Source organism: Oceanobacillus jordanicus (assembly GCF_022095695.1).
GTDB lineage: Bacteria > Bacillota > Bacilli > Bacillales > Amphibacillaceae > Oceanobacillus_B > Oceanobacillus_B jordanicus.
Genome location: NZ_JAIFZM010000005.1, coordinates 239,831 through 247,229, shown reverse-complemented (window position 1 = coordinate 247,229; position 7,399 = coordinate 239,831). Strand labels below are relative to the sequence as shown.

Annotated in this window: 5 protein-coding genes; 3 read left to right on the top strand and 2 right to left on the bottom strand. The window is 39.2% G+C overall.

Going from position 1 to position 7,399, the window contains the following annotated elements:
- Positions 1 to 113: 113 nt before the first annotated feature.
- Positions 114 to 884 (bottom strand): class I SAM-dependent methyltransferase, encoded by a 771-nt coding sequence (locus tag K3T81_RS08365; RefSeq protein ID WP_238019321.1) that lies wholly within the window; start codon positions 882 to 884, stop codon positions 114 to 116.
- A 110-nt stretch (positions 885 to 994) separates the two neighbouring features.
- On the opposite strand from K3T81_RS08365, the gene K3T81_RS08360 reads away from it, so the two are divergent.
- Both K3T81_RS08360 and K3T81_RS08355 read left to right on the top strand, forming a co-directional pair.
- Positions 995 to 1,852, top strand: coding sequence for a LysR family transcriptional regulator (locus K3T81_RS08360; protein WP_106896603.1), 858 nt, complete (start codon positions 995 to 997; stop codon positions 1,850 to 1,852).
- 290 nt (positions 1,853 to 2,142) lie between these two features.
- Entirely contained in the window at positions 2,143 to 2,562 is a 420-nt protein-coding gene (locus K3T81_RS08355) for an organic hydroperoxide resistance protein (protein ID WP_036573171.1), read from the top strand.
- Positions 2,563 to 2,631: 69 nt separating this feature from the next.
- On the opposite strand, the gene K3T81_RS08350 is transcribed toward K3T81_RS08355, so the two are convergent.
- Positions 2,632 to 4,353: an Rqc2 family fibronectin-binding protein gene (locus K3T81_RS08350; protein ID WP_238019320.1), complete on the bottom strand. Its 1,722-nt coding sequence runs from the start codon at positions 4,351 to 4,353 to the stop codon at positions 2,632 to 2,634.
- Between the two features lie 133 nt (positions 4,354 to 4,486).
- Here K3T81_RS08350 and K3T81_RS08345 point away from each other — a divergent pair, with 133 nt between their 5' ends.
- Positions 4,487 to 7,141 carry a cation-translocating P-type ATPase gene (locus K3T81_RS08345; protein ID WP_106896605.1) on the top strand — a complete coding sequence of 885 codons (2,655 nt, stop codon included), beginning with the start codon at positions 4,487 to 4,489 and terminating at the stop codon, positions 7,139 to 7,141.
- Positions 7,142 to 7,399: the final 258 nt, after the last annotated feature.

Genomic DNA, 7,399 nt, shown 5'->3' with positions numbered 1-7,399 from the left:
TTTGCGTATTACATACAGAAGTCAGCGCTTTTATGAAACCATCATTCTATATCGCTGATGTAAATCATTTACGTGTTTTTAGAAGGGTTTGTACTTTTACTTAAGCGGGCATTTTATAATTTAGTGCCTAATACCATCCATTCATCAAGGCCAAAGCTGTGAATACGTTTTTCTTTAATTTCCACCTGGTAATGGTTTAATATATCGGGTCCTGCTGTTAATACAATGCTAGATACCTTTTGTCTCAAATTTTTATCCTGTACAGTGCGATGCAGCCAATCATCAAAGGGAAGTGTCTTTTTACGTGTTTGTTCTTTCGTAATCTTTAGCTGATTCCGATGAAATATTTGCTTCCATTCAGATATTTTTAGTGAACGATGATGACTACGATCACGCATTTTTTCTAACATATTTATAAAAATATCGAAGGAATCTGTCTCTGGTGCAATATTATCAATAAGCAAAAAGGAACCACCCGGTTTAAGCACCCTTTCCACTTCTTTAACAAAGCAATTTGGGGAAGGAAAGTGATGTGCAGCTATTCGGCATACGACATGGTCAAAGGTATTATTTAAGAAAGGTAAGTTTTCTGCATCTGCAATAATATAATGAATGTTATTAAAGCTTTGAAGATGTCTCGCTGTTTCTTCAAGCATTTCCTTTGTAAGATCTGTTGCATACATTTGTTCCACATATGGTGAGAGTGTTCTAGCTACATGACCACCGCCAGTTGCAATGTCCAACACCCTGTCTGTTGCTGATAGGGAGAGCCAATCTGGTATTGCCAGTAAATCAGCCCCCTTTGCATGTGTATTGCTTGTAACATAAGCTTGTTTATTCTCAGAAAACACTTTTTGCACAAGTTTCTTCTCTTCTTTGTCCATTCCCATCACACCTTTCGTTCTTTTAATATACCTCGAAAAATGCAATAATTAAAATATTATTTTATAATTAAAAGGGATAAATAAAACTTATCGTATAGGGGATGAAACGATTGAAAATAGACGATTATGCTCTCTTACTTAAATTAAATGAAATTGGAACCATTCGGGGTACCGCAAAAGCGATATTAATTTCACAGCCAGCTGTGACACAACGGCTGAAATATATTGAAGAATACTTTGGTGAAGCCATTTTTATTCGAACCCCGAAACGACTGCTATTAACTCCTGGTGGTGAAATGATATTAGAGCATGCATTTCAGGTTGTCCACGGTGAACAGGAAATAAAAAATAAGCTCGCAAGCTCTAGCAAAGAAGTTCAGGGGACATTGTCCATTGCCTGTTCTTCTCTTATTAGTCAGCGCTTTTTGCCTTCTATTTTAGGTGAATTTACTGCACGCTTTCCAAAAGTGGCGATAGATCTAGTAACAGGGATTAGTGAAGATATAAAAAGTCATCACAAACAATATCATGTTTGTATCATCCGTGGAGAAAAGTTGAAGGAAAGTAATTGTGAGCGCCTTTTCGCGGATCCGTTATATCTATTTGACTCTGAGCCCTTTCCTTCCGATGAAATCAAGGAAAGGACGCTTATTTCTTTTAAAAGTGATGATAGTATGCATGAATTAGTAGATAATTGGCTCTACCAACAAAACTCGATAAAAGCGATGAAGACCATTACAGTTGATCAGATCGAAACATGCAAACAATTAATGAAACAGGGGTTAGGGATGGCTGTTTTGCCAGAAAGTGTATCCGATTCTATGAAGGAACAGTATCCGCATCTACCGTTAGTTTCTGAAGGAGAAGCGGTAACCCGGGATACGTGGATTTGCTACCAAGAAGGGGTACGTCAGCTACCACAAGTAGATCACTTTATTAGAGCAATGTCTGGTCAAAAGTTTTTATAAATGCGTGTTCAAAAAAGAGGATAAAAAGGACCGAGAAGTTCGAGGCGGCGTAGCTTTGAGTACCGGAACGTATGCAATTAATACGTGAGGATCGTAAAAGCAAGCCAACGAGCTTCCGCAGGATGTGGTGACTTCGACGTTCGACACAGGACGTGTCGGAATTTAGTCGAAGGTCATCAGTACCGATGTGTTATTTTTACTGGACTTTTTGAACAACCTTTATAAATGTTTAAGAGGCGTTAATAAGAGGAATAGTAACAGTAGAACAAGAAAAAGGAGTGTTTTTAGTTATGAGCGATGTATTATTTACTTCTCGTGCAACTGCAAAAAACGGACGCGACGGACATGTTAAATCAGATGATGGTTTAATTGATGTTAATCTGGTCAACCCAGCTAAGAATAAATCGGATAAAGGCTCAAATCCAGAGCAACTTTTCGCAGCAGGATATGCGGCCTGTTATGATGGTGCGCTTAACCATGTTGCCAGAGAGAAGAAAAAGAAAATTGATTCTGAAACAACTGCAGAAGTTAGCTTCTTAAAGGATCCTGAAGATGGTGGTTTCAAAATAGCAGTGAAATTAAATATCTCTATTGAGGGAGTTGGACCTGAAGAAGCGGAAGAACTAGCAGAAGCGGCGCATGACTTTTGCCCCTATTCTAAAGCAACAAGAGGAAACATTGATGTGGAATTAAACCCAACCGTAAAATAAAAGGTACATGAAAAGGCTGTCGACATAATCGACAGCCTTTTTCTATTCTTATTGCTACAGTTAACCCAATTAGGAACTGCTTTTAGAATTTCTTAACTTTTCAATAATGCTTGCATTTGGTGTGACGTACAGTGTCTTCTGGTTATCGTATGTTACGTAACCAGGCTTTGCACCGTTCGGCTTTTTCACATGCCGTATAAGCGTATAATCAACCGGTACAGAAGAGGATTGTTGCGATTTACTAAAATACGCTGCAATTTGTGCAGCCTCTAATAGTGTATCTTCACTTGGCTCACTATCCCGAATAATGACATGGGATCCAGGTATGTCTTTTGTGTGTAGCCAAATATCGTCTCGACGGGCTAGTTTCATCGTGACATACTCATTTTGCTTATTGTTTTTCCCGACCAAAATAGCAGTCCCATTACTGGATGTATAAGATTCTGGTACAGGTTTGGTTTGCTTTGTTTTTTGCTTCTTTTTCTTCGCTTGTTTCCGCAAGTAGCCTTCTTCTCTTAGCTCTTCACGAATCTCTTCAATATCTCCTGTTGATGCAACATCGAGCTGCTGTAATAGCTGGTCAAAGTAAGCAATTTCCTCATTTGTCTTGAGAATTTCCTGTTCAATAACCTGCTTTGATTTTTTCAGCTTTTGGTAGGTTTTATAATAGCTTTGGGCATTATCACTTGCTGTTTTATTTGGATTTAAGTCAATAGTTAGGGTACCGCCATTCGGATCATAATAGTCCGTCACTTCAACTGTATCGGCACCTGGCTTCACAATATGGATATGTGCGGTCAATAATTCACCTAGCCTTTGAAACTTCTCCGCGCCTTCCGCTTTCTTAATCGTTTGAGCATGCTTCTTTAATTTCCGGACGTTTTTGTCCTTCTCATTTTTTATAAACCGGTAAAGGTCTTTTGCCTGTTGTTTTACACGGTCTCTTTCAGCTTTACCAGAATAAAAGGTATCCAGCATTTTATTAGTCGTAGTAAATGCTTCAGTGTCACCAGTGAAAGCAGACAATGGGATGACATGGAATTCTTCTTTTTTACCACGATAGATAATTGGTTCGTACCTATTTTCTATAAGTTGCTGTTGTAATTCGGTAAATTTCTCAACATAAGTTTTAGTAGATCCAAGGTTTGCTCTTTTTACTAACTCTTTTGCAATAAAAGGAGAAAAACCTGTAAGTGTATTGACAATCTGCTGATCTACCTTACCTGCATTAAAGTCAATTCTCTTAACAAATTGTTCGCCATCTATTTGCAGTGGGTCCCATTTATCTTGCAGTGGAGGGAGCTGGTATTCATTTCCTGGCAAAATAGTTCTATGCCGATTTTGAGACATGGAAACATGCTTCAAGCTATCAATAATATGCCCTTTCTCTCTATCGATGAGCATGACATTACTATGTTTACCCATCAACTCCATAACAAGTGATTTGTGGGTGATATCACCGATTTCATTTCGCGTTTTAATAGAAAATTCTACAATACGTTCCATTCCTTGTTGTGAGATATCCTCAATGATTGCTCCTGATAGATGCTTTCGCAAAACCATGCAGAACATGGGAGCTTCAGCAGGGTTCTGGTAGCTGTCATCGGTTAGATGAAACCTAGCATATGTGGGATGTATTGAAAAAAGCAAGGTATGGTTACTGCCTTGACTTCTTATTGTAAACACGACTTCCGTCAGGGTAGGTTGGTATATTTTTGTTATTTTACCTGGTAATAATTTATGTTTCAATTCTTCTGTGACTGCTCTTGTAACAATACCATCAAACGGCATAAGATCACCTCCTGAGTAATTATAGCATTTTTAAGGACAAGTCTGCATAGATATTAATTACATAGGGGAGTCATCTGCATGGTTTAGGTGATATAAAACACAACTAATTACTGGCTTATTTGGAGGAATGCCGATGAAATGGTATCAATTAGACGTTGAACGGGTGGAACAAAAGCTTCAAGTAACATCAAGAAAGGGATTAACGACGAAACAGGTAGAAAAAAGACGCAAACAATATGGCTATAATGTATTGGAAACACAGAAAAATACATCCAAATGGCTTATCTTTCTTAAGCAATTTCAGGACTTTATGGTTCTAGTATTATTGGCGGCAACGTTAATTGCCGGGCTCTTGGGAGAATATATTGATGCCATAGCAATCATGATTATCGTCCTTGTAAATGGGTGTTTCGGTTATTTTCAAGAACAAAAAGCTGAGAAGTCACTGGAGAAATTAAAAGAACTTTCTGCCCCACTTGCAACGGTGTTGCGTAATGAAAAGTGGGAAAAGATATATTCAAAGGAAGTAGTTGTAGGCGATATTGTGAAAGTTTCAAGTGGTGACCGTATTCCTGCTGACATAAGAATCGTAAAATCAAGTGGGATGGAAACAGAAGAATCTACGCTTACTGGAGAATCACTTCCTGTAATGAAACACGCAACAGCGATTACTCGAGATCAGCTAGAAGCACAGGATCAAGTGAACATGGGCTTCATGGGTACGCTAGTGACAAGAGGGTCAGGAATTGGGATTGTCGTTGGGACAGGCATGAATACGGTAATGGGCCAGATAGCCTCCTTAATGGCAAATACGAAAAAGGTTATGACACCATTGGAAAGAAAACTTGCGGAGCTTGGGAAAATTCTTATCGTAGTTGCCCTATTCCTTACTGCACTCGTTGTGATGCTTGGTGTTATGCAAGGTCATCCTATTTATAATATGTTTCTTGCAGGTGTATCTCTAGCTGTGGCGGCCATACCGGAAGGACTACCGGCAATCGTTACAGTGGCACTTTCCCTTGGTGTTCAACGAATGATACGCAAAAAAGCGATTGTACGAAAACTTTCAGCAGTGGAGACACTAGGTTGTGCTTCGGTCATCTGTAGTGATAAAACAGGGACCATGACAGAAAACAAGATGACTGTTAAAGAGCTATATTTAGGAGGAAACCAACTTTATGTAACAGGAGATGGCTACAATCTTCAAGGAGATTTTTTTCTAAACAAAGAGAAAGTGGATGAAGATTATCCGAATTTAAAAGCAATGCTGCTCTATGGGTCGCTTTGCAATAATGCATCCTTACAGGTGAAAAAAGGAAAACAGTATATTGATGGAGATCCAACAGATGGAGCGCTTCTTATTGCAGCGCGAAAGATTGGCCTAACAGTGAACGCTACGGAGAAGTATCGCATTATAAAAGAATTACCTTTTGATTCAGACCGCAAGCGGATGAGTGTCGTTATTGAAGATGAAAATCAGATGCGCTATTTGGTTACCAAAGGTGCACCAGATGTTTTATTACCTAGATCGACATATCAAGGGAATGCGCAGGGACGTTCTGTTTTAAAAGCAGTCGATATAGAGAGAATCGATAGGGCAGTAAATGATATGGCTGAGAAAGCACTACGAACATTGGCTGTTGCCATAAAGCCCTTAAGCAAGAATGAGAACCTTGATAATGCTTTTCTAGAGAAGGATCTTACCTTTATCGGTTTATATGGCATGATGGATCCTCCACGTAAAGAAGTAAAAGCCGCGATTGAAGAGTGTAACCAGGCAGGTATCAAGACAGTCATGATTACAGGGGATCATGTCAAAACAGCTCGTGCCATTGCCCAAAACTTGAACCTTTTACCGGAGAATGGGTTGGTTCTTGAAGGACATCAGCTATCGGAAATGTCGGTTGAGGATTTAGAAGATGTGATTGATGATACGTATGTGTTTGCTAGAGTAACCCCAGAACATAAATTAAAAATTGTACAAGCCTTTCAGAGAAAAGGGCACATTGTTGCCATGACAGGAGACGGAGTAAATGATGCTCCAGCAATTAAAGCAAGCGATATTGGGATCAGCATGGGAATTAGTGGAACCGATGTAACGAAGGAAGCCTCATCGCTCATTTTAATGGATGATAACTTTGCAACAATAAAGTCGGCAATCCACGAAGGTCGAAACATCTATGAAAACATTAGAAAATTTATTCGCTATTTACTTGCCTCAAATGTTGGAGAAATCTTAGTCATGTTATTTGCAATGCTCCTAGCTATGCCGCTACCTTTAATTCCGGTTCAGATACTCTGGGTCAACCTGGTTACTGACGGATTACCCGCCATGGCTCTTGGTCTAGATAAATCGGAAGGAGATGTTATGAAACATTCTCCACGTAATCCGCGTGAGGGAGTATTTGCAAGAGGGCTTGGTTATAAGATAATAACAAGAGGAATTCTCATTGGGATTGTAACATTAATTGGCTTTATGGTAACATATCAAAACAATCCGGATAACTTGATTTATGGTCAGACCATCGCCTTTACAACGCTTGTTATGGCACAACTAATTCATGTGTTTGATTGTCGTAGTGAAAAGTCTGTCTTTGCAAGAAATCCTTTTGAAAATATCTACTTAGTATTTGCGGTAATTTCATCATTGCTGTTGTTGCTAGTTGTTATATACTGGGAACCTCTTCAGCCAATTTTCCATACAACATTTCTAGGAATCAGGGATTGGATGCTAATTATTGTATTAAGCGCCCTGCCGACTGTACTATTTGGGTTTACAAAAAAATAATACAAGCTACCACGTGTCTCTGTTACTAGAGCACGTGGTTTTTAATTGATGCACGGATCCTCTACTGTAGCCTAAAAAATCTGGAACATACAGAGGTTAATTAGGAAGAGGCTTTTTAATCAGGCACTCGAAGCTTTTGTATCGTCCAGCTCTGAGCGCCAAAAACTAGGGGACTTCGTTAATCGCCCTACAATAAGTCATCATCGGTTCGTCCCTCACCGTGATTCCTTTATCTTGGTTGATTCACTCCAGTCACTA